The organism is Cellulomonas sp. P1_G12_2, from assembly GCF_056405535.1.
In genome coordinates this window covers 47,252-63,726 of sequence record NZ_JBFUBX010000010.1, presented here as the reverse complement: position 1 = coordinate 63,726, position 16,475 = coordinate 47,252, and the positions used below count along the sequence as shown (strand labels likewise).

Sequence of the window (16,475 nt, the reverse complement as noted above, 5' to 3'; positions counted from 1 at the left end):
CTCAGGAGGCTCACATGGAGATCGTGGTTGCCGGCCGGCACACGGAGGTGCTCCCGAAGTACCGGGCGCACGTCGAGCAGAAGCTCGCGAAAGTCGAGCAGCTGGCCCCCCGCGCTCAGCGCATCGACGTCGTCGTGTCGCACGAGACCAACCCCCGACAGGCCGGGAGCAGTGAGCGCGTCGAGCTCACCGTGGTCGATCGAGGGCCCGTGATCCGTGCAGAGGCGTGCGCCGACGACAGGTACGCGGCCCTGGACCTGGCTCTCGGGAAGCTTCTCGAGAGGCTGAGGCGGACCCGCGACCGGCGCAAGGACCACCGCAACCACACTCCGATCGCCCCCGTGGACGTCCGCCCGCCCGAGCCCGAGCTGGAGCCGTCCGCTCCCGTCGATCCCGACGCCGCGGTCGAGACGACCCTCGGTGACTCGCCGGTGGTCATCCGCGAGAAGGTCCACCAGGCCCAGCCGATGACGGTCGACGACGCGCTCTACGAGATGGAGCTCGTCGGCCACGACTTCTTCCTGTTCATCGACGCCGAGACCGCCCAGCCGTCCGTCGCCTACCGCAGGCGTGGGTGGAGCTACGGCGTGATCAAGCTCGACGCCGCCGTCGTCGGGACGCCGCTGGCCGCCGTCTCCGGCTGATCGCCCCCGACGACGCCCGACCCGGTCTCTGCGACGGGTCGGGCGTCGTCGTGTCGGTGTCGCACGGCAGGATGTCCACGTGATCTCCCCGGGCGCCCCCGAACGACTCACCCTCTCTCAGGCACGGCGCATCGCGCTGCGTGCCCAGGGCCTGGACCGGCCCCGCCCGGCACGCGGTGCAGCGCCGACCATGCGCCAGTTCCAGCAGGTCGTCGACCGCCTGGGCGTGCTGCAGATCGACTCGGTCAACGTGCTGGCCCGCGCGCACCTCATGCCGGCGTTCTCGCGGATCGGCGCGTACGACCCGGCGCTGCTCGACCGTGCGTCGGGCCAGGCCCCGCGCCGACTGGTCGAGACGTGGGCCCACATGGCCTCCTTCGTCCCACCGGAGACGTACCGGCTGCTCGGCTGGCGGCAGCGCGCCTACCAGCGGGAGGCCTGGGGAGCGATCTCCGAGGTGCCGCTGAAGCACTCGCCGGTGGTGCACGAGGTCCGGGCGATCATCGCCGAGCGCGGCCCCGTGACCGCCCGGCAGGTGCAGGAGGACTTCGAGGCCGAGCACCCCACCACCCGGGAGGAGTGGGGGTGGAACTGGACGGTGGCCAAGCGCGTCCTGGAGTTCCTGTTCTTCACCGGTGAGGTGACGTCTGCAGGGCGCAACGCGGCTTTCGAGCGTCGGTACGACCTCACGTCGCGGGTGCTGCCACCCGAGACTCTCGCCGCACCCGAGCCGTCCGACGAGGACGCGATCCGCGCCCTGGTGGAGATCTCGGCCCGGGCGCACGGGATCGGCACGCTGCGCTGCCTCGCGGACTACTTCCGCATAAAGCAGGACCGGGTCGCGCCGGCGGTCGCGGAGCTCGTCGAGCACGGTGTCCTGCACGAGGTCACGGTCGACGGCTGGAACCAGGGCCCCGTCTGGCGGCACCGCGACGCCGACCTGCCTCGGCGGGCCTCGGGCGCGGCGCTCCTGAACCCGTTCGACCCGCTCGTGTTCGAGCGCCGCCGCGTCGAGGCCCTGTTCGGCCTGCGGTACAGGATCGAGATCTACGTCCCCGAGCCGCAGCGGGTCTGGGGCTACTACGTGCTGCCGTTCCTGCTCGGTGAGTCGCTGTCGGCCCTCGTCGACCTCAAGGCCGACCGGCAGGCGGGCGTGCTGCGCGTGCACGCGGCGCACCGCAGCGCCGGACCGGGCACACCCGTGGCGTCGCACACCGCCGACCTGGTCGAGCCGCTCGCCGCGGAGCTGCACCAGCTGGCGGGCTGGCTCGGGCTGGGCGAGATCGTGGTGGGCGACCGCGGCGGGCTCCTGCGCGGCGACCTCGCGGCGGACCTGGCGCACGCCGTGCGCGCCCCATGACGCACGAGACCCGACCTCGCGACTTCGCCCTGGTCGCCCTCGGCGGGGTGCTCTGGGGAACCGGCGGGCTCGCCGGTGCCGCGCTCGCCGACGCCGCCGGTCTGCCCCCGTTGACCGTCGCCGCCTACCGCCTGCTCGGCGGCGGGGGAGTGCTGATGCTCGCGCTCGCGGCCACGGGGGCGCTGCGCGGTCTGGCCCGGACGAGACCTGTCGTCGTCCTCGTCGTCGAGACCGCCCTGCTCGCCGCCGTCTACCAGGCGGCCTACTTCGCCGCCGTCGAGCGTGCCGGCGTCGCGGTCGCCACGCTGGTCGCGCTCGGCGCCGCGCCGCTGCTCGTCGCGGTGGGGACCGCGGTGTCGTCGCGCCGGCTTCCGTCCCCGCGCACGCTCGTCGCGCTCGCCCTCGCCCTGGTGGGTCTGGTGCTCCTGGTGGGCCCGTCCGACGCGGCCGGTCCGGGCACCGCAGCCGGCGCGCTGCTCGCCCTGGTCGCCGCGGCGGCGTTCGCCACGATGACCGGGCTGAACCGCCGCAGCGTGCCCGGACTGGGCCCGCTGCCCCTCACGGCGACCGCGTTCACGCTCGGCGGAATCGTGCTCCTCCCGTTCGCGGCGGTGGCCGGTCCGGGCCTCTCGACCCCCACCGACCCATGGGGCTGGGCGCTGCTCGTCTACCTGGCCGTCGTGCCCACCGCAGCCGCCTACAGCGCCTACTTCACGGGGTTGCGGCACGTCCCGGCCACGACGGCCGCATTGCTGGCGCTGCTCGAACCGCTCACGGCCACCGTGGGCGCGGTGGTGCTGCGCGACGAGCGGCTCGGGGTCACCGGTGTGGTGGGTGCCGTGCTGCTGGCGGTTGCGGTGGTCGTTCTTCGCCCACGCCGCGCAGGCTCGCCTACGATGGACGCGCCCGGCCGTGCGGCCGGCACCTCAGCCGCTCCGACGCCGCGCGCGCCCGGAGCGCGAAACACGTCGGGAGTAGTGCGTGCCAGCGATCCTCGAGAAGGTCCTGCGCCTCGGTGAAGGCCGGATCGTCAAGAAGCTGTCGGGCATCGCCCAGCAGGTCAACGCCCTGGAGGACAGCTTCGTCGCGCTGTCCGACGCCGAGCTGCGCGAGGAGACGGACCGCTTCCGCGCCCGGCTCGCGGAGGGCGAGACGCTCGACGACCTGCTCGCGGAGGCGTTCGCGACGGTCCGCGAGGCCGCCCGGCGCACCCTGGGTCAGCGGCACTTCGACGTGCAGCTCATGGGTGGCGCCGCACTGCACCTGGGCAACATCGCGGAGATGAAGACCGGTGAGGGCAAGACCCTCGTCGCCACCGCACCCGCGTACCTGAACGCCCTGTCCGGCGACGGCGTCCACGTCGTCACGGTCAACGACTACCTGGCCAGCTACCAGTCCGACCTCATGGGTCGCGTCTTCCGCTTCCTCGGGCTGACCAGCGGGGTCATCCTGTCCAGCCAGGACCCGGCCGAGCGGCGCAAGCAGTACGCGTGCGACATCACCTACGGCACCAACAACGAGTTCGGCTTCGACTACCTGCGCGACAACATGGCGTGGAGCACGGACGAGCTCGTCCAGCGCGGCCACAACTTCGCGATCGTCGACGAGGTCGACTCGATCCTCATCGACGAGGCGCGGACCCCGCTGATCATCTCCGGTCCCGCGTCCGGCGACGCCAACCGCTGGTACGCCGAGTTCGCCAAGGTGGTCCGGCGCCTGCAGGCCGAGCGCGACTACGAGGTCGACGAGAAGAAGCGCACGGTTGGCGTGCTGGAGCCCGGCATCGAGCGGGTCGAGGACTACCTCGGCATCGAGAACCTGTACGAGTCGCTGAACACCCCGCTGATCGGCTTCCTCAACAACGCGATCAAGGCGCAGGAGCTGTTCAAGCGGGACAAGGACTACATCGTGACGAACGGCGAGGTGCTCATCGTCGACGAGCACACCGGCCGCGTCCTGCCGGGCCGCCGCTACAACGAGGGCATGCACCAGGCGATCGAGGCGAAGGAGGGCGTGGCCATCAAGGCCGAGAACCAGACCCTCGCCACGATCACGCTCCAGAACTACTTCCGCCTGTACGGCAAGCTCGCGGGGATGACCGGCACGGCCGAGACCGAGGCCGCCGAGTTCCAGGGCACGTACAAGCTCGGTGTCGTCCCGATCCCGACCAACCGCGACATGCAGCGCCTCGACCAGCGCGACTACGTCTACAAGAGCGAGGACGGCAAGTACGACGCCGTGGTCGCGGACATCGTCGAGCGGCACGCGCAGGGCCAGCCGGTGCTCGTGGGCACCACCAGCGTGGAGAAGAGCGAGCTGCTCTCCGCCAAGCTGAAGAAGCAGGGCGTCCCGCACGAGGTCCTCAACGCGAAGCAGCACGCGCGCGAGGCCTCGATCGTCGCGCAGGCCGGCCGCAAGGGCGCTGTCACGGTCGCCACCAACATGGCCGGCCGTGGCACCGACATCATGCTCGGCGGCAACGCCGAGTTCATGGCGGTCGAGGACCTCGCGGCGCGTGGCCTGGACCCGGCGGAGAACGCCGAGGAGTACGAGGCTGCATGGCCTCTGGCCCTCGAGAAGGCCAAGGAGTCGGTGGCGGCCGAGCACGACGAGGTCGTCGAGCTGGGCGGCCTGTACGTCCTGGGCACGGAGCGGCACGAGTCGCGCCGCATCGACAACCAGCTGCGCGGTCGTTCCGGTCGCCAGGGTGACCCGGGCGAGTCGCGCTTCTACCTGTCCATGCAGGACGACCTGATGCGCCTGTTCAACTCCTCGCTCGCGGAGTCGATGATGACGCGCGCCGGGTTCCCCGAGGACATGCCGCTCGAGTCGAAGATCGTCACGCGCGGCATCCAGTCGGCGCAGTCGCAGGTCGAGGCGCGCAACTTCGAGATCCGCAAGAACGTCCTGAAGTACGACGACGTCATGTCCCGCCAGCGCGTCGTCATCTACGAGCAGCGCCGCCGCGTGCTGGAGGGCGAGGACCTGCACGAGCAGGTCCGGCACTTCCGCTCCGACGTGCTCACCGCCTACATCACCGGCGCCACGACCGAGGGCCGCCCGGAGGCGTGGGACCTCGACGCGCTGTGGACCGCGCTCAAGGCCGTGTACCCGGTCTCGATCACGCCGGACGAGGTCGTCGAGCAGGCCGGCGGTGCCACCCGGCTGTCCGCCGAGCTGATCGAGCGCGAGATCCTCTCGGACGCCGAGCACGCGTACGCGGAGCGCGAGGAGCAGATCGGCTCCGAGAACATGCGGCAGCTGGAGCGACGGGTCACCCTGTCCGTCCTCGACCGCAAGTGGCGTGAGCACCTCTACGAGATGGACTACCTCAAGGAGGGCATCGGGCTGCGGGCGATGGCCCAGCGCGACCCGTTGGTCGAGTACCAGCGCGAGGGCTTCCAGCTGTTCAACGCGATGACCGACGCCATCAAGGAGGAGACGGTCGGGTACCTGTACAACCTGGAGGTCCAGGTGGCGGCTCCCGACGCTCCGGCCGTGACGGCCGACTCCGCAGTCGCCGCCGCTGCCAGTGCGGGGGCGCAGGCGGCTGCGGCTCGCTCGGTGTCCGACGGTCCGACACCCGGCAAGCTCGTGGCGAAGGGGATCGACGGACCGGAGCAGCGGACACCGCTGCAGTACACGGCTCCGTCGGTCGACGGTGACGGAGGCGTGATCACCCGCGGGGACGCCGGCGGCAAGAACTCCGGCGCCCGCCCCGTGGCCGCCTCGGCGGAGGACGGCGCGTCGAACCGCGAGGCACGTCGCAAGGCCGCCAAGCAGCAGCGCAAGCGCTGACACGACGGAAGCCCGCCCCGTGCGTCGGGGCGGGCTTCTGCGCGTCCCGCGTCACCCGATCTCGAGCGCGGTCACCCGCCACGAGCCCCGATGGCCCTCGAGCCGGAGGGCGACGGCCCGCACGCGCGCGCCGTGGTCGGCCACCACCGTCGCCTCCATCGCGTGAGGCCCGACCCGGCACGACCGGGCGCGGCGGATCGTCGGCGGGCGGACCACCCGGTCGGTGCCGAGCACCCGCTGCGTCAGACCGGCCCGGACCTGGAGCGTCTCGTAGACACCCGGCGTGAGCCAGCGCGCGAGCTGAGCCACCGACCGCCTGCCGGTCAGGACCTCCAGGGAGGCGAGCGCGATCGCGCGGGCGACGACCGCCGGGTCGCCCTCGGGGGCGGGCCCGGGGTCGTCGTCGGCCTCGGCGACGAAGGAGCGGTCGCTCGCCCGCAGGACTGCGATGCGGGCGGTCGCCGTCAGGGGCACGGTATGTGCCCGGCCCGGCGCCTCCTCGACGAGCGGAGCGGCCGGGGCGGGGACGAGTCGTGCCCGGGGATGCCAGGTGCGCGGGTCGGCGGGACCGGGGAGGGGTTCCAGGGTGGCGTCGCGCACCCGGGCGAACGCGTCCTCAGCGGCGGTCCCGTCGCGCGTCAGGACGAGCGCGCTCATCGGGCCACCTCGTCGACCGACGCGGGAGCGGTGAGCACCTGGCCCGGTTGGATCAGGTCGGGATCCGCGCCGATCACCGCCGCGTTGGCGTCGTACCACCGTGGCCACGACGCGGCGATCTCCGCGTCGGTCGCGCCGGGCGGCAGGTGACGTGCGGCGATCGCCCAGAGGCTGTCCCCGGCGACGACCACGACCGCCTCGGGCGTGGGAGCTGCGACGGTCGTGGTGACCGCCACGGCGACCTCCCTCACGGGAGCCGGCGCGGGTTCCTCTGGCGCCGCGGCGGGCTCGGTCGGGACGCCTGACGGAACCGTCACCACCCACCCGAGGTCAGGGGGCACGGTGGGATCCGTCGTCACCGAGATCGTCGGGCTCGTCGGCACAGGCGCCGGAGCCGCGGCCGTGGCCCCGGATGCCATCCCGAGGCCGATCCCTGCCCCGACAGCCAGCACGAGAGCCTTGCGGACCACCTGCGGCGCGAACCGGTGCACGAGGCGCTCACCCGTCCGCCAGGTCGCCCCGGCCGCCCGGGCCAGCAGGCACAGCGTCGCTACCAGCGCGGAGCACGCGAGCCACGTGGCGACGAGCAGCCCGAGGGCGGTCACCCCGACCTCCACGGCGGCATCCACACGCCACGGACCGGTCTGGCCGGCGAGCAGCGCGCGCATCCGCAGAGCGAGCGACAGGCAGAGCGCACCCGCTGCCAGCGCTCCGACGAGCAGAGCGCCGATGGTCATGGCGGCCCCGCCGCGGCCAGCCCGGCCGTCGTCCCGTGCTGTGACGTCGATCGCCATGTTCGCCCCTGATCTAGTCGTTTGATGTTGTTTGATGTCGCTTGAGTGCCATAGATGTACCTGAATGTCCGATCTGATGTCCAGCGGCTTCCGCGATGCGGGATCAGCTCCGTGGCGGCCGAGTCGGGGCGCCGGCCGGGACGGCGGCGGAGCACCGACCCCCTACGGTGCTCAGATGCGGTGGGAAGCGCTCTTCGCGGACATGGAGGCCCAGCTGGCGGCCGGCCGGCTGGCGGACGTGTGCGCGGACGTCGCGGAGCTGGCGCGCGCCGAGCGGGCCTCGGTGACGCTGGCTGCCCGGGCACGCGCGTCGGTCGGTCTCCCGGTGCGGGTGCTGGTCTCGGGCGGTGACACGGTCACGGGGGAGCTGGTCGATGCGGCGCCCGAGTGGCTGCTGCTGGCCATGCCGGCTTCCGGCCGAGCGCTGGTGCCGACGGCGGCGGTGGCGGGCGTCGGCGGGCTCGTGGGGCACGCGGCCCCGCCGCCGGGCGCGGTCGAGTCACGGCTCGGGCTCGCTCACGCCCTGCGGGCGTTGGCGCGCGACCGTGCGGTGGTCCGGGTCGACGTCGGTGCGACCGAGCTGGTCGGCCGTGTGGATCGCGTCGGTGCCGACCACCTGGATCTCAGCGACGTCGGTGACGCGACCGGGCGTGCGTCGTGGGCCGTGGCGTTCGCAGGGGTGCGGGTCGTGCGGTCGCGCTGACGGCCTCAGTCGGACGAGGGGCCTTCGACCGTGCTCCCGTCGCTGGAGATCCGGGCGCGGGTCTGCTCGTACATGCGCTGGATGTATTTCTCCAGCTCGGTGGACTCCACGCGCCACTGCAGCCGGCCGCCGATCTGGATGGCGGGCAGCTCCCCGGAGCGGACGAGTGCGTAGGCCTGCGGCGCCGAGATGTTCAGCACCTCGGTGACGTCCGCGAGGGTCAGGAACCGCGAAGGCATGACCGCAGTGTGGCACGCGCTGGCGCCCGGACCGGTTTGTCCACAATGCTCCGTTCGCACCGCCCGCAAGACGGCAGGATGGCCGTCCGAGGCGGCGCGACGAACCAGGAGAGCCGATGGACACCAGCGTGATCGACCTGCCCGCGCCCGTCGCGGCGCGGCTGCGACGCCCCGGCTGGCGGGACCCTCGGTTGCTGGCGGGGGTCGCCATGGTGGCGGCGTCGGTGCTGCTGGGGTCGTGGGCGGTCCGCACGGCGCAGGCGACGGTGTCGGTCTACATGACGCGTGCCGCCCTGGTGCCGGGCGACCGGGTGTCCGCGGACGACCTCGCGGTCGTCGACGTGCGGTTGGGCACCGTGAACCTCGACCACTACCTGCGTGCCGACCAGGCGATCGAACGTGACGTCGTCGCCATGCGGGCGGTCGGACGGGGCGAGCTGGTCCCCGCGTCGGCCGTCGGCTCGGCCGCGGACCTCGATCTGCGGCCGGTCTCGGTGACTCTCGAACGCGCCCCGTCGCAGGACGTGGTGCCGGGCGCGTTGGTCGACCTCTGGTTCACACCTCCCGCCCCGGACGACGACACCGCGCCGGACCAGCCCCGCGAGCTGGCCGGCGGCCTCACGGTCGCCGAGGTCACCACGCCGTCGGGCGCGTTCCGCGCGTCCGGGGGGAGCGCGGTCCAGGTGCTGGTCCCGAGCGCGCTGCTCCCCGTGGTGCTCACCGCGCTCGCGGCCGAGGGCACCGTCGACGTCGTGCCGGTCCTCGGCTCGGGGGGCTGACGTGGGCGTCGGGGTGCTGTGCGCCGTGCGGGGCGCGGCGGAGGCGATCATCGTCCAGGCGGTCGAGCAGACCGGCGGGCGCCTGAGCGTGACGCGCCGGTGCGCGGACCTGACGGAGCTGCTCGCGGCGGCGGAGGCGGGTCTCGGTCGGCTGGCTGTGGTGTCGGGCGACCTCGACCTGCTCGACCGGGAGGCCATCGAGCTGCTGCACCGGGCGGGTGTGCGCGTGGTGGGCATCGGTGACGCGACGCGCCCGTGGCTGGGGGAGCGGCTCGTGGCCCTGGGCGCGGACCTCGTCGCGACCGCGCCGCACGACGAGGCCTCGGCGAGCGAGGTGGTCCGTGACGCCCTGGTCGTCCTCGGTGCCGCGCCCGACAACGCGCACGATCCGTCGTGGCCCGACGAGGAGACGATCCGAAGGCCGGCGCGCGGGCTCGTCGCTGCGGTGTGGGGGCCGACGGGGGCGCCGGGACGGACCACGGTCGCCGTGAACGTGGCCGCCGAGCTGGCCGCCGCCGGACGCCGCACGCTGCTGGTGGACGGCGACACCTACGGCGGCTGCGTCGCGCAGGTGGTCGGCATGCTGGACGAGGCGCCAGGTCTCGCCGCGGCCGCACGCGCAGCGGGGCAGGGGGCCCTCGACCTGATGACGCTGGCCCGGATCACCCCGACGATCGCCCCGGAGCTGCGGGTGCTGTCGGGGATCTCCCGGGCGGACCGCTGGCCGGAGCTGCCGTCGTCGTCGCTCGATGCGGTCTGGACGGTCGCCCGGGGGCTCGCGGAGTGGACGGTGATCGACTGCGGGTTCTGCCTCGAGCAGGACGAGGTGCTCAGCTATGACACCCGCGCCCCGCGGCGGAACGCCGCCACGATCAGCGCGCTCGAGGCGGCGGACGTGGTGCTCGTGGTCGGCGCGGGGGACCCGGTGGGGATCCAGCGTCTGGTCCGTGGCCTGGGGGAGCTCACGGACCTGGGCCTGGGCAGCACGCGGCTGGTGCTGGTGAACCGCGTGCGCGTGTCGGTGGCCGGCCCGCAGCCCGGCGACGCCGTCGGACAGGCCCTCGCGCGGTACGCGGGAGTCCCGGACGCGTTCCTGGTGCCGGACGACGGACCGGCGCTGGACACCGCGCTCCTCGAGGCGCAGACGCTCCGCGAGGCCGCGCCCGGATCCCCGGCCCGGCGCGCGCTCGCCGGCGTCGCCGCCCATCTGGACTCGCTCCTGGTCGGCGCCTCGTCGGCGGAGCCTGCGGTCGCCGTGCGCGCCTGACGCTCGCGGGGCGCCCGTGGGCGGCACACTGGCCGGGTGCGCATCTACCTCCCGGCCTCGCTCGACCAGCTCGATCCCACGGCGGGACCGCTCGCGGCCCGTCGTGCCCACGCGGTGACGCCGGCCCTGCGGTCGATGTTCCCCGACGAGGACGACGAAGGGCTCGAGTACGCGGCGCAGCTGGCGGCCGCGGACGACTCGCTCGAGCTCCTGGGCGGGACACCGGGCGCGCCGCAGCTGCGGCTGGTGGTCTCGGTCGACGTGCCCGACGGCGCGGTCCTCGCGGTGGCCGACGGCGACGACGTGCCGAGCGCGGTCGATCTCACACGCGAGGTGCCGCAGTCCGACGTGATCTGCGTGCACGTCGACGAACCGGGTGCCGCGCCCGACGTCGTGCTGGCCGCGGCTGGTGACGAGGCCGCCGTCGACCGCCTCGACGAGCGCGACCTCCTCTGGTACGACGCGACGGAGCTGGCGTCGATCCCGCGCTGAGGCCGGCATCGGTGGGCTTCGTCACGTCGGGGGGTGCCAGTTGGACCCGGCCCCGGCGCTCGGGTAGTGTTCACCGCCGGTACGACGTCCGGAAGCGCGTTGGTCTGCCCCGCCAGGCAACCCTCGAGCTCCGGGCGTTATACCCCCATGGGGTATGGTGTAATTGGCAGCACGACTGATTCTGGTTCAGTTAGTCTAGGTTCGAGTCCTGGTACCCCAGCGCGAGCACCGCTGGTCCGAACCTCTTCGGAGGATCGGGTAGAGTGTTCACTCGCAAGCGAGGCCCTCGGGTTTCGCAGCGTATAGGCCCCCGTTGTGTAGCGGCCTAGCACGCCGCCCTCTCACGGCGGTAGCGCCGGTTCGAATCCGGTCGGGGGTACATCGAGAAGGGCCCGGTCACCACGGTGACCGGGCCCTTCTTCGTGTGGGTCAGTGCTGGCCGGGTGGGCCGTGCGACGACGTGGGCAGGATGGCGACGACGGCCCAGCCGATGACGGCCGCGATCGCGCCCACGAGCACGCCCGTGACCACGGCGTCGCCGGCCCCACCGCCGCCCAGGAGGGCGAGGGCTGCCCCGAGGACCAGGCCGACGGCGAACGCGACGAGAGCGACCCGGCGGCGCAGGCGACGCCGGGACGCCGCCGCACCGCGGACAGCCATCAGTCCGCCGTTCGGCGCAGGACCTCGGTCAGCCGGTTGGCCGCCGAGACGACCGCGGCGGCGTGCAGCCGGCCCGGCTGCCGGGAGAGGCGCTCGAGCGGTCCGGAGACCGACACGGCGGCGACGATCCGACCCGACGGGCCGCGCACGGGGGCGGACACCGACGCGACGCCCACCTCGCGCTCGGACACCGACTGCGCCCAGCCGCGGCGGCGGACTCCGGACAGGATCGTGGCGGTGAACTTGGCGCCCTGGAGCCCGCGGTGCAGCCGGTCCGGCTCCTCCCAGGCGAGCAGGATCTGCGCGGCGGACCCGGCGTGCATCGTGAGGGTGGCGCCGACCGGGATCGAGTCGCGCAGCCCGATCGGACGCTCGGCCGCGGCGACGCAGATGCGCTGGTCACCCTGACGGCGGTAGAGCTGCGCGCTCTCGCCGGTGTGGTCGCGCAGCGCGGCCAGCACGGGTCCGGCCGCGGCGAGCAGCCGGTCCTCGCCGGCCGCCGTCGCCAGCTCCGAGAGGCGGGGTCCGAGCACGAACCGGCCCTGCATGTCTCGTGCCACCAGACGGTGGTGCTCGAGCGCCACCGCCAGCCGGTGGGCCGTCGGGCGAGCAAGATGGGTGGCGGTGACGAGCTGTGCGAGGGTGGCCGGGCCGGCCTCGAGCGCGCTGAGAACGGACGCGGCCTTGTCCAGCACGCCGACTCCGCTAGAGTTGTCCATAGGTCGATATTGGCGTCTCGAAGGCTGAGATGCAAGTACGACGGCAGACGAGCCGGGAAAACCACACTCCCGGACGAGAGAACGAACGAGAGAACGGACCGAGAAGATGGCCGGCACGTTGGCGGAGAAGGTCTGGGACGCGCACGTCGTGCGACGGGGCACCGACGGGGCGCCCGACCTCCTCTACATCGACCTCCACCTCGTGCACGAGGTGACGAGCCCCCAGGCCTTCGAGGGCCTGCGGCTCGCCGGTCGCCCGGTCCGCCGCCCGGACCTCACGCTCGCGACCGAGGACCACAACACTCCCACGCTCGACATCGACCGGCCGATCGCCGACGAGACGAGCCGCACGCAGATCCAGACGCTGCGCAACAACGCCGCGGAGTTCGGTGTCCGGATCCACTCGCTCGGCGACGCCGACCAGGGCATCGTCCACCAGGTGGGTCCGCAGCTCGGCCTCACGCAGCCGGGCCTGACGGTGGTGTGCGGCGACTCGCACACCTCCACGCACGGCGCGTTCGGCGCCCTCGCGTTCGGCATCGGCACCAGCGAGGTCGAGCACGTGCTCGCCACGCAGACGCTGCCGCTGGCGCCCTTCAAGACCATGGCGATCACGGTCGACGGCGAGCTCCCCGTGGGGGCGACGAGCAAGGACATCATCCTGGCGATCATCGCCAAGATCGGGACCGGCGGCGGTCAGGGCTACGTGCTCGAGTACCGCGGCGAGGCCATCCGCGCACTGTCGATGGAAGCCCGCATGACGATCTGCAACATGTCGATCGAGGCCGGCGCCCGCGCGGGGATGATCGCGCCGGACGAGACCACGTTCGAGTACCTCAAGGGCCGCCCGCACGCGCCGGAGGGCGCCGACTGGGACGCCGCCGTGGAGTACTGGCGCACCCTGCGCACCGACGACGACGCGCAGTTCGACGTCGAGGTCGTGCTGCGGGCGCAGGACCTCGAGCCGTTCGTCACGTGGGGCACCAACCCCGGCCAGGGCCTCCCGCTGTCCGGCTCGGTCCCGGTGCCGGAGGAGATCGCCGACGCCGACGAGCGCGGAGCCGCCGAGCGCGCCATCGCGTACATGGGCCTGACGCCCGGTCAGCCGCTGCGCGAGATCAAGGTCGACACGGTCTTCATCGGCTCGTGCACCAACGGCCGCATCGAGGACCTGCGGTCGGTGGCCAAGGTGGTCCGTGGCAAGCACAAGGCCGACGACGTCCGCGTCCTCGTGGTGCCGGCGTCGGCCCGGGTGCGCCTGCAGGCGGAGGCCGAGGGGCTGGACAAGATCTTCCTCGACTTCGGTGCGGAGTGGCGCAACGCCGGCTGCTCGATGTGTCTGGGCATGAACCCGGACCAGCTGGCACCGGGGGAGCGCTCGGCCTCGACGTCGAACCGCAACTTCGAGGGCCGCCAGGGCAAGGGCGGGCGCACGCACCTGGTGTCGCCGCTCGTGGCCGCGGCGACCGCGATCCGCGGGACCCTCTCGTCCTTCGCCGATCTCGACGCCGGCGTACCTGCGCCCGACGGCAGCCCCCTCACCGACCTCCAGACGGTCTGACCCAGGAAGCGAGAGACAGTCATGGAGAAGTTCAACCAGCACACCGGTGTCGGCGTCCCGCTGCGACGCAGCAACGTGGACACCGACCAGATCATCCCGGCCGTCTACCTCAAGCGCGTGACGCGCACCGGGTTCGAGGACGCGCTGTTCGCCGCCTGGCGCGGTGACCCGGCGTTCATCCTCAACCAGGACGCCTACAAGGCCGGCTCGGTGCTCGTCGCCRGTCCCGACTTCGGCACCGGCTCGTCGCGCGAGCACGCGGTGTGGGCGCTCAAGGACTACGGGTTCAAGGTCGTCATCTCGAACCGCTTCGCGGACATCTTCCGCGGCAACTCCGGCAAGCAGGGGCTGCTCGCGGCCCAGGCGGCGCAGGAGGACATCGAGCTGATCTGGAAGATCCTCGAGACGCGGCCGGGCACCGAGGTGACCGTCGACCTCGGGTCGAAGACCATCACGTGCGACGACGTCGTGGTGCCCTTCCAGGTGGACGACTACACGCGCTGGCGCCTCATGGAGGGTCTCGACGACATCGGGCTCACCCTGGAGCACGCCGACGAGATCGCGGACTTCGAGGCGCGTCGCGAGTCGTGGCGGCCCGCCACCCTCCCGGCCAAGCACCTGCCGTCCGTCGAGATCGTCGCGGCCCGGCCGGCTGGCGTGCCGGTCGAGATCGGTCGCCGTCCCTGACACGAGCACCGGCGGTTCGCCACTCGGCGAGCCGCCGGTCCTCTGCAGTGACTAGCGTGGGGCCGGGTGCCCGGCGCGGTGTGCGCCGACCGAGAAGGGACGACCGATGACAGGGAAGTCGCAGATCGCCGACCGGATCGCCGCGCGCGGTGCCACCAGGTCCGCCGCCGCAGCCGCCGTCGACGCGGTGCTGGGCGAGATCACCTCGGCGCTCGCCGCGGGGGAGCGTGTGACGCTCACCGGGTTCGGCACGTTCGAGGCCACCGACCGCGCCGCTCGCACCGCTCGCAACCCGCGCACGGGAGAGGCGCTCGAGGTGGCGGCGACCACGGTCGCGCGGTTCCACCCCGGCGCCACGCTGCGTGCACGGGTCGCCGGTGGGTCCGGTGAGCCGCTCGGCGCCGTCCCCGACCTCGGCTCGCTGCAGGGGCTGACCGCGTCCGAGCCGACGCCGGTCGAGACTCCGGTTCCCGCGGCCGCGTCGTCCGTCAAGGTGAAGTCGCCGGGTGGCGCGACGGGCAAGGCTGCTGCGGCCGCGAAGGCCAAGGCGAAGGCGAAGAAGGCCGACGTCAAGAAGCGGGCCGACGCCGCGAAGAAGGCCGACGCGAAGAAGCGGGCCGCCGCCAAGAAGGCGGACAAGAAGGCCGATGCGAAGAAGTCCTCCGGCAAGAGCAAGGGCAAGGGCAAGAAGAAGTAACGCCCGGCCCGTCGATGTGAAGGTTTCGCGCCCGCCCCGGCGTGCCGGTGCGGGCGCGGTCGGGAGCACCCCCGCAGCTGGGAGACGATGGTTCGATGACCGATCTGCTGTACGTCAACGGTGGCACCCCGCTCTCGGGGGAGATCACCGTCCGCGGTGCCAAGAACTTCGTCTCCAAGGCGATGGTCGCGGCGCTGCTCGGTGAGACGCCGAGCGTCCTGCGCAACGTCCCGCAGATCCGCGACGTGGCAGTGGTCACCGGCCTCCTCGAGCTCCACGGGGTGAAGGTCGACGCCGACGCCGAGGCCGGCGTCCTGCACCTCGACCCCACCGACGTCGAGTCGGCGCACGTCGCGGACATCGACACGCACGCGGGGTCGAGCCGCATCCCGATCCTGTTCTGCGGGCCGCTGCTGCACCGGCTGGGCGAGGCGTTCATCCCGGACCTGGGCGGCTGCCGGATCGGCGACCGGCCGATCAACTACCACCTCGACATCCTGCGGCAGTTCGGCGCGGTCGTTGACAAGACCGACAACGGCATCCACATCCGCGCGCCGCGGCGCCTGCAGGGCACCAAGATCGCGCTGCCGTACCCGAGCGTGGGCGCCACCGAGCAGCTGCTGCTCACGGCCGTGCGCGCCGAGGGCATCACGGAGCTGTCCAACGCCGCGATCGAGCCCGAGATCATGGACCTGATCAACGTGCTGCAGAAGATGGGTGCGATCATCTCCGTCGACACGGACCGCGTGATCCGGATCGAGGGCGTCGACCGTCTCATCGGGTTCCGGCACACGGCCCTCGCGGACCGCATCGAGGCGGCCTCCTGGGCGTCGGCCGCGCTGGCCACCGGCGGGGACATCACCGTCCGCGGCGCCACCCAGCCCGAGATGACCACGTTCCTCAACACGTTCCGCAAGGTCGGGGGCGAGTTCGCCATCGACGACGACGGGATCCGCTTCTTCCACCCTGGCGGGGACCTGCGCTCGATCACGCTCGAGACCGACGTGCACCCCGGGTTCATGACGGACTGGCAGCAGCCGCTCGTCGTGGCGCTCACGCAGGCCAAGGGGCTGTCGATCGTGCACGAGACCGTCTACGAGAACCGCTTCGGGTTCACCGACGCCCTCGTCGGCATGGGCGCGACGATCCAGGTCTACAAGGAGTGCCTCGGCGGCCGGCCGTGCCGGTTCGGGCAGCGCAACTTCTTCCACTCCGCGGTGATCTCCGGCCCGACGCCGCTGTCCGCCGCGGACATCGAGGTTCCGGACCTGCGCGGCGGGTTCAGCCACCTGATCGCGGCGCTGGCGGCCAAGGGCACCTCGTCGGTGCGCGGGATCAGCCTGATCGACCGCGGGTACGAGCGGTTCACCGAGAAGCTCGAGGCGCTCGGCGCCGAGTTCAGTCGCGACTGACAGGTA

17 protein-coding genes and 2 tRNA genes are annotated in these 16,475 nt (G+C 72.7%); 14 read left to right on the top strand and 5 right to left on the bottom strand.

Annotated elements, in window-relative coordinates:
* Positions 1-14: 14 nt before the first annotated feature.
* From hpf to secA, 4 genes are all read left to right on the top strand, one after another.
* Complete coding sequence (hpf, locus tag AC1DXT_RS20015; RefSeq protein WP_477063035.1) at positions 15-644, top strand: ribosome hibernation-promoting factor, HPF/YfiA family; 630 nt, start codon at positions 15-17, stop codon at positions 642-644.
* A 79-nt stretch (positions 645-723) separates the two neighbouring features.
* On the top strand, positions 724-2,004 hold the full coding sequence (locus AC1DXT_RS20010; RefSeq protein ID WP_477063034.1) for a winged helix-turn-helix domain-containing protein: 1,281 nt from the start codon (positions 724-726) through the stop codon (positions 2,002-2,004).
* Positions 2,001-3,023 (top strand): EamA family transporter, encoded by a 1,023-nt coding sequence (locus AC1DXT_RS20005; protein WP_477063033.1) that lies wholly within the window; start codon positions 2,001-2,003, stop codon positions 3,021-3,023. The genes AC1DXT_RS20010 and AC1DXT_RS20005 overlap by 4 nt, the downstream gene beginning before the upstream one ends.
* Positions 2,986-5,802, top strand: coding sequence for a preprotein translocase subunit SecA (gene secA, locus AC1DXT_RS20000; protein ID WP_477063032.1), 2,817 nt, complete (start codon positions 2,986-2,988; stop codon positions 5,800-5,802). The genes AC1DXT_RS20005 and secA overlap by 38 nt, the downstream gene beginning before the upstream one ends.
* 51 nt (positions 5,803-5,853) lie before the next feature.
* On the opposite strand, the gene AC1DXT_RS19995 is transcribed toward secA, so the two are convergent.
* Entirely contained in the window at positions 5,854-6,459 is a 606-nt protein-coding gene (locus AC1DXT_RS19995) for an Rv3235 family protein (protein WP_477063031.1), read from the bottom strand.
* Positions 6,456-7,253: a LysM peptidoglycan-binding domain-containing protein gene (locus AC1DXT_RS19990; protein ID WP_477063030.1), complete on the bottom strand. Its 798-nt coding sequence runs from the start codon at positions 7,251-7,253 to the stop codon at positions 6,456-6,458. The genes AC1DXT_RS19995 and AC1DXT_RS19990 overlap by 4 nt, the downstream gene beginning before the upstream one ends.
* A gap of 175 nt (positions 7,254-7,428) precedes the next feature.
* Here AC1DXT_RS19990 and AC1DXT_RS19985 point away from each other — a divergent pair, with 175 nt between their 5' ends.
* Complete coding sequence (locus AC1DXT_RS19985; protein ID WP_477063029.1) at positions 7,429-7,956, top strand: hypothetical protein; 528 nt, start codon at positions 7,429-7,431, stop codon at positions 7,954-7,956.
* Between the two features lie 5 nt (positions 7,957-7,961).
* Here the strand turns inward: AC1DXT_RS19985 and AC1DXT_RS19980 are convergent, their stop codons facing one another.
* On the bottom strand, positions 7,962-8,195 hold the full coding sequence (locus tag AC1DXT_RS19980) for a helix-turn-helix domain-containing protein (RefSeq protein ID WP_477063028.1): 234 nt from the start codon (positions 8,193-8,195) through the stop codon (positions 7,962-7,964).
* A gap of 116 nt (positions 8,196-8,311) precedes the next feature.
* Here AC1DXT_RS19980 and AC1DXT_RS19975 point away from each other — a divergent pair, with 116 nt between their 5' ends.
* The 5 genes from AC1DXT_RS19975 (at position 8,312) to AC1DXT_RS19955 (ending at position 11,112) form a co-directional block, all read left to right on the top strand.
* Complete coding sequence (locus AC1DXT_RS19975) at positions 8,312-8,974, top strand: hypothetical protein (protein WP_477063027.1); 663 nt, start codon at positions 8,312-8,314, stop codon at positions 8,972-8,974.
* Position 8,975: 1 nt separating this feature from the next.
* The gene (locus AC1DXT_RS19970) at positions 8,976-10,241 is read left to right on the top strand and encodes a CpaE/TadZ family protein (protein WP_477063026.1); all 1,266 of its coding nucleotides are present in this window, start codon (positions 8,976-8,978) and stop codon (positions 10,239-10,241) included.
* A gap of 36 nt (positions 10,242-10,277) precedes the next feature.
* A complete protein-coding gene (locus tag AC1DXT_RS19965; RefSeq protein WP_477063025.1) occupies positions 10,278-10,733 on the top strand; it encodes a DUF6912 family protein in 456 nt (151 codons plus the stop codon).
* A gap of 148 nt (positions 10,734-10,881) precedes the next feature.
* Positions 10,882-10,953, top strand: a tRNA-Gln gene (locus tag AC1DXT_RS19960).
* Between the two features lie 86 nt (positions 10,954-11,039).
* A tRNA-Glu gene (locus AC1DXT_RS19955) sits at positions 11,040-11,112 on the top strand.
* A 50-nt stretch (positions 11,113-11,162) separates the two neighbouring features.
* On the opposite strand, the gene AC1DXT_RS19950 is transcribed toward AC1DXT_RS19955, so the two are convergent.
* Both AC1DXT_RS19950 and AC1DXT_RS19945 read right to left on the bottom strand, forming a co-directional pair.
* Positions 11,163-11,393: a hypothetical protein gene (locus AC1DXT_RS19950; RefSeq protein ID WP_477063024.1), complete on the bottom strand. Its 231-nt coding sequence runs from the start codon at positions 11,391-11,393 to the stop codon at positions 11,163-11,165.
* On the bottom strand, positions 11,393-12,112 hold the full coding sequence (locus tag AC1DXT_RS19945) for an IclR family transcriptional regulator (protein ID WP_028046824.1): 720 nt from the start codon (positions 12,110-12,112) through the stop codon (positions 11,393-11,395). The genes AC1DXT_RS19950 and AC1DXT_RS19945 overlap by 1 nt, the downstream gene beginning before the upstream one ends.
* A 106-nt stretch (positions 12,113-12,218) precedes the next feature.
* Here AC1DXT_RS19945 and leuC point away from each other — a divergent pair, with 106 nt between their 5' ends.
* The 4 genes from leuC to murA all read left to right on the top strand — a co-directional run bounded on the left by leuC (position 12,219) and on the right by murA (position 16,469).
* The gene (gene leuC / locus AC1DXT_RS19940) at positions 12,219-13,673 is read left to right on the top strand and encodes a 3-isopropylmalate dehydratase large subunit (protein ID WP_477063023.1); all 1,455 of its coding nucleotides are present in this window, start codon (positions 12,219-12,221) and stop codon (positions 13,671-13,673) included.
* A gap of 21 nt (positions 13,674-13,694) precedes the next feature.
* Positions 13,695-14,360 carry a 3-isopropylmalate dehydratase small subunit gene (gene leuD / locus AC1DXT_RS19935; protein WP_477063022.1) on the top strand — a complete coding sequence of 222 codons (666 nt, stop codon included), beginning with the start codon at positions 13,695-13,697 and terminating at the stop codon, positions 14,358-14,360.
* Positions 14,361-14,466: 106 nt separating this feature from the next.
* Positions 14,467-15,057 carry an HU family DNA-binding protein gene (locus tag AC1DXT_RS19930; protein ID WP_477063021.1) on the top strand — a complete coding sequence of 197 codons (591 nt, stop codon included), beginning with the start codon at positions 14,467-14,469 and terminating at the stop codon, positions 15,055-15,057.
* 95 nt (positions 15,058-15,152) lie between these two features.
* The gene (murA, locus tag AC1DXT_RS19925; RefSeq protein ID WP_477063020.1) at positions 15,153-16,469 is read left to right on the top strand and encodes a UDP-N-acetylglucosamine 1-carboxyvinyltransferase; all 1,317 of its coding nucleotides are present in this window, start codon (positions 15,153-15,155) and stop codon (positions 16,467-16,469) included.
* Positions 16,470-16,475: the final 6 nt, after the last annotated feature.

Bases quoted from the DNA above. Each gene is read 5' to 3' on its own strand.
- AC1DXT_RS19980 (WP_477063028.1), bottom strand. From the start codon at position 8,195: ATGCCTTCGCGGTTCCTGACCCTCGCGGACGTCACCGAGGTGCTGAAC.
- leuC (WP_477063023.1), top strand. From the start codon at position 12,219: ATGGCCGGCACGTTGGCGGAGAAGGTCTGGGACGCGCACGTCGTGCGA.
- hpf (WP_477063035.1), top strand. From the start codon at position 15: ATGGAGATCGTGGTTGCCGGCCGGCACACGGAGGTGCTCCCGAAGTAC.
- AC1DXT_RS20005 (WP_477063033.1), top strand. From the start codon at position 2,001: ATGACGCACGAGACCCGACCTCGCGACTTCGCCCTGGTCGCCCTCGGC.
- AC1DXT_RS19990 (WP_477063030.1), bottom strand. From the start codon at position 7,253: ATGGCGATCGACGTCACAGCACGGGACGACGGCCGGGCTGGCCGCGGC.
- AC1DXT_RS19975 (WP_477063027.1), top strand. From the start codon at position 8,312: ATGGACACCAGCGTGATCGACCTGCCCGCGCCCGTCGCGGCGCGGCTG.
- AC1DXT_RS19950 (WP_477063024.1), bottom strand. From the start codon at position 11,393: ATGGCTGTCCGCGGTGCGGCGGCGTCCCGGCGTCGCCTGCGCCGCCGG.
- AC1DXT_RS19985 (WP_477063029.1), top strand. From the start codon at position 7,429: ATGCGGTGGGAAGCGCTCTTCGCGGACATGGAGGCCCAGCTGGCGGCC.
- AC1DXT_RS19930 (WP_477063021.1), top strand. From the start codon at position 14,467: ATGACAGGGAAGTCGCAGATCGCCGACCGGATCGCCGCGCGCGGTGCC.
- murA (WP_477063020.1), top strand. From the start codon at position 15,153: ATGACCGATCTGCTGTACGTCAACGGTGGCACCCCGCTCTCGGGGGAG.
- AC1DXT_RS19945 (WP_028046824.1), bottom strand. From the start codon at position 12,112: ATGGACAACTCTAGCGGAGTCGGCGTGCTGGACAAGGCCGCGTCCGTT.
- AC1DXT_RS19995 (WP_477063031.1), bottom strand. From the start codon at position 6,459: ATGAGCGCGCTCGTCCTGACGCGCGACGGGACCGCCGCTGAGGACGCG.